The sequence below is a fragment of the Streptomyces sp. NPDC020996 genome (assembly GCF_040641355.1).
In the GTDB taxonomy this organism is placed as follows: domain Bacteria; phylum Actinomycetota; class Actinomycetes; order Streptomycetales; family Streptomycetaceae; genus Streptomyces.
On sequence record NZ_JBFADM010000080.1, the window covers coordinates 1 to 4183 of the forward strand.

Here is a 4183-nt window from a genome sequence, read left to right on the forward strand (position 1 = left end):
GCGCCAGGGCCGACAGACCGCCGACGCTGATGCCCTGCACGACGCGGCAGGCGATCAGCATCCCCGAGCTCTGCGACAGACACGCGGCGGTGCTGATCCGGCCCCGGATCAGGCCCGCGCGCGCCGGCGGTCAGTGGACGTCGCCCATGAGGGCCTTCACCTTCCGGCGGTACATCCACACCGCCGCGCCGGCCACGGCGGCGAGCGCGGCCTCCAGGGCCACGATGGCCGTCTTGTTCAGGTCGACGCCGGCGATGGAGAGCAGGCCGGTCGTGGCGTCGCCGGCGGTGACGGCCAGGAACCACACGCCCATCATCTGCGAGGCGTACTTCGCGGGCGCCATCTTCGTCGTCACCGACAGACCCACCGGCGACAGCGTCAGCTCGCCGACCGTCTGCACGAAGTAGATGCCGACCAGCCACAGCGCGGCCGCCTTGTGACCGCCGTCCGCGATCGCCAGCGGGGCGAGGAAGAGGAAGAAGGACGCGCCGATCAGCACCAGGCCCATCGCGAACTTCACGGCGGTGCTCGGCTCCTTGCCGCGCCGGGCCAGCGCCAGCCAGGCCCAGGCGAACAGCGGCGCCAGCGCCATGATCATGACCGGGTTGACCGACTGGTACCAGGAGACCGGGAACTCCCAGCCGAAGACCGTGTTGTCCGCCGAGGACTCGGCGAACAGCGACACCGTCGAGCCGCCCTGGTCGTAGATCATCCAGAACACGGCAGCGGCGACGAAGAACCAGATGTACGCCGACATCTTCGACTGCTCGGCCCGGTCCAGCTCCCGGTCCCGCTTGATGCGGGCGATGACCAGCACCGGGATGAGCAGCCCGGCCAGGGTGATCGGCACCAGCAGCCAGTTCAGCGTGTAGTGGCCGGAGAAGCCGACGATCGCGTAGAAGACGACCGCCACCGCGGCCCAGAACGCCGACTTGCGCAGGGTTGCCGCCTTCTCCGCGGCCGACAGCGGGGTCGGCACCAGGCTCGAGCGGGCGCTGAGGTGGCGGCCGCCGAGCAGGAACTGGGTCAGGCCCAGTGCCATGCCGAGCGCGGCCAGCGCGAAGCCGAAGTGCCAGTTGACGTTCTCGCCGACCGTGCCGATGACCAGCGGCGCGACGAAGGCGCCCAGGTTGATGCCGATGTAGAAGACCGTGAAGCCGCCGTCGCGGCGCGGGTCGTCCGGGCCGTCGTAGAGGTGGCCGACCATCGTGGAGATGTTGGCCTTCAGCAGACCGGAACCGATCGCGACCAGGCCGAGCCCGGCGTAGAAGGTGCCCGCGTTCGGCAGGGCCAGGGTGAGGTGCCCGAGCATGATGACCGTGCCGGCCACCGCGACCGTCCTGCGGGGGCCGAGCACGCGGTCCGCGAACCAGCCGCCGGGCAGGGCGAGCAGGTACACGAGCGACAGGTACACCGAGTAGATCGCGGTCGCCGTCGCCGCGCTCAGATGCAGGCCGCCCGGGGCCACCAGGTACAGCGGGAGCAGGGCCTTCATGCCGTAGTAGGAGAAGCGCTCCCACATCTCGGTCATGAAGAGAGTGGCCAGTCCGCGGGGGTGGCCGAAGAAGGTCCGCTCGGAACCGGGGATGCCCGGGATCGCCGAGTCCTTCGTCAGGCTGGACGCCATGGTTGTGGTCCTTGCTGATCGTTCATTCCCAGGCCGGCGGTGGCCGGCCGCACGCAAAAGAGACCTTCAGCCACATCCTTGCCGAAGGTCCCCGCGGTGCTACAGGCGTGGATTCACCATACGGCAGGACAGAGTCGGAAATGGAAGGACTTGAGACGCGAATCACAGGCCGCAACGGAACCGCACGCCACTTTTCCAAGGTCGGCCGTTGATCGCACCTCGCACCCACAGGTTCGTGCCGGTACGCCCAAAGGTAAGAACCGGGGATGGCGATCACACCGCGGCTCCTGACCGGGGCGGTCTACCATCACCTCATGACCCGTGTACTGCTCGCCGAGGACGACGCGTCCATCTCGGAGCCGCTGGCCCGCGCCCTGCGCCGGGAAGGGTACGAGGTCGAGGTGCGTGAGGACGGACCCACCGCGCTGGACGCCGGGATGCAGGGGGGCGTCGACCTGGTCGTGCTGGACCTCGGGCTGCCCGGCATGGACGGCCTGGAGGTCGCCCGCCGGCTGCGGGCCGACGGCCACACCGTGCCCATCCTCATCCTGACCGCGCGCGCCGACGAGGTGGACACCGTCGTCGGTCTGGACGCGGGCGCCGACGACTACGTCACCAAGCCCTTCCGGCTCGCCGAACTGCTCGCCCGCGTGCGGGCCCTGCTCCGGCGCGGCGCCGCGGAGCCGCAGCAGCCGCCCGCCACGCACGGCGTGCGCATCGACGTCGAGTCGCACCGCGCCTGGATGGGCGACGAGGAACTCCAGCTCACCGCGAAGGAGTTCGACCTGCTGCGGGTGCTGGTGCGGGACGCCGGGCGGGTCGTGACACGGGACCAGCTGATGCGGGAGGTCTGGGACACCACCTGGTGGTCGTCGACCAAGACGCTCGACATGCACATCTCCTGGCTGCGCAAGAAGCTCGGCGACGACGCGGCCAACCCCCGCTACATCGCGACCGTGCGAGGCGTGGGCTTCCGCTTCGAGAAGAGCTAGCAGAGCCGGCCCGACAGGACGTCCCGGCTGCGCGTGTCGCGCCCTTGGCACACTGGTCGTCGTAGAGCCACTGCTCGGAGGGCCCCTGTGCGTCGTCGTCTCATCCAGTCCACGCTCGCCGTGGTGCTCGTCGTCATCGCCGTGTTCGGTGTGTCGCTGGTCATCGTGGAGACGCGGACGATCACCAACAGCGCCCGGGAACGGGTCGGCTCCGAGGCGCAGCGGCTGGCGAGCATCGTCGACAGCCGGCTCATCGGCGACGGCACGGTCAGCGCGGAGGTGCTGCGCGGCCAGGTCACCCAGGACCGCTACGCCCGGATCCGGATCCCCGGGCAGCAGGCCATCGAGGTCGGCGCCAGGCCGTCCGGCGAGGTCATCCGGGCCACGGCCAAGGGCGAGGAGGGCGAGACGGTCACCGTCGAGGAGCCCCGCTCCAGGGTGACCCGGGAGGTCGGCCGCACGCTGCTGATCATCGGCCTGGTGGCGCTGCTCGCGGTCGTCGCGGCGGTGCTGCTGGCCATCCGCCAGGCCAACCGGCTCGCCTCCCCGCTCACCGACCTCGCCGAGACCGCCGAACGCCTCGGCTCGGGCGACCCGCGCCCCCGGCACAAGCGCTACGGCGTCCCCGAGCTGGACCGGGTCGCCGACGTCCTGGACTCCTCCGCCGAGCGCATCGCCCGCATGCTGACCGCGGAACGCCGCCTGGCCGCCGACGCCTCCCACCAGCTGCGCACCCCCCTCACCGCGCTGTCGATGCGGCTGGAGGAGATCACCCTCACCGACGAGCTGGACACGGTGAAGGAGGAGGCCAACGTCGCGCTGACCCAGGTGGAGCGGCTGACGGACGTCGTCGAACGCCTGCTGACGAACTCCCGCGACCCGCGCACCGGCTCCGCGGTCTCCTTCGACCTCGACGAGGTCATCCAGCAGCAGCTCGCCGAGTGGCGCCCCGCCTACCGCAGCGCCGGCCGCGCCATCGTCAGCTCCGGCAAGCGGCACCTCCAGGCGGTCGGCACGCCGGGGGCGGTCGCACAGGTGCTGGCGGCGCTGATCGAGAACTCGCTGATGCACGGCGGCGGCACGGTGGCGCTGCGCACCCGGGTGACCGGCAACCAGGCGGTCGTCGAGGTCACCGACGAGGGGCCCGGTGTGCCGGCCGACCTCGGGGCGCGGATCTTCGAGCGCACGATCAGCGGCCGCAACTCCACGGGCATCGGTCTCGCGGTCGCCCGGGACCTCGCGGAGGCGGACGGCGGACGGCTGGAGATGCTGCAGACGAAGCCGCCGGTGTTCGGGCTGTTCCTGTCCCGCACGCAGCCGCTGAAGAAGCCCCCGCACGAGCAGGAGCCGACGGTGCGGTGACCCGCCGCCCGTCCGGCTCATGCGCCGCGGTCCGGCTCGTGCGCTGCGGTCCGGCTCGTGCGCTGCCGGTCCGGCTCGTGCGCTGCGGTCCGGCTCATGTGCCGTGGTCCGGCTCGTGCGCTGCGGTCCGGCTCGTGCGCTGCCGGTCCGGCTCGTGCGCTGCGGTCCGGCTCATGTGCCGTGGTCCGGCTCGTGCGCTGCG

General features: G+C 71.4%; 3 protein-coding genes. 2 read left to right on the forward strand and 1 reads right to left on the reverse strand.

Annotated elements, in window-relative coordinates; genetic code table 11:
• Positions 1 to 130 precede the first annotated feature (130 nt).
• Entirely contained in the window at positions 131 to 1627 is a 1497-nt protein-coding gene (locus AB0G63_RS34895) for an oligopeptide:H+ symporter (protein WP_360758712.1), read from the reverse strand.
• A 314-nt stretch (positions 1628 to 1941) separates the two neighbouring features.
• On the opposite strand from AB0G63_RS34895, the gene AB0G63_RS34900 reads away from it, so the two are divergent.
• Positions 1942 to 2619, forward strand: coding sequence for a response regulator transcription factor (locus AB0G63_RS34900; RefSeq protein ID WP_020940464.1), 678 nt, complete (start codon positions 1942 to 1944; stop codon positions 2617 to 2619).
• 87 nt (positions 2620 to 2706) lie between these two features.
• On the forward strand, positions 2707 to 3981 hold the full coding sequence (locus AB0G63_RS34905) for an ATP-binding protein (RefSeq protein WP_360758714.1): 1275 nt from the start codon (positions 2707 to 2709) through the stop codon (positions 3979 to 3981).
• Positions 3982 to 4183: the final 202 nt, after the last annotated feature.

Bases quoted from the DNA above. Each gene is read 5' to 3' on its own strand.
- AB0G63_RS34895 (WP_360758712.1), bottom strand. From the start codon at position 1,627: ATGGCGTCCAGCCTGACGAAGGACTCGGCGATCCCGGGCATCCCCGGT.
- AB0G63_RS34900 (WP_020940464.1), top strand. From the start codon at position 1,942: ATGACCCGTGTACTGCTCGCCGAGGACGACGCGTCCATCTCGGAGCCG.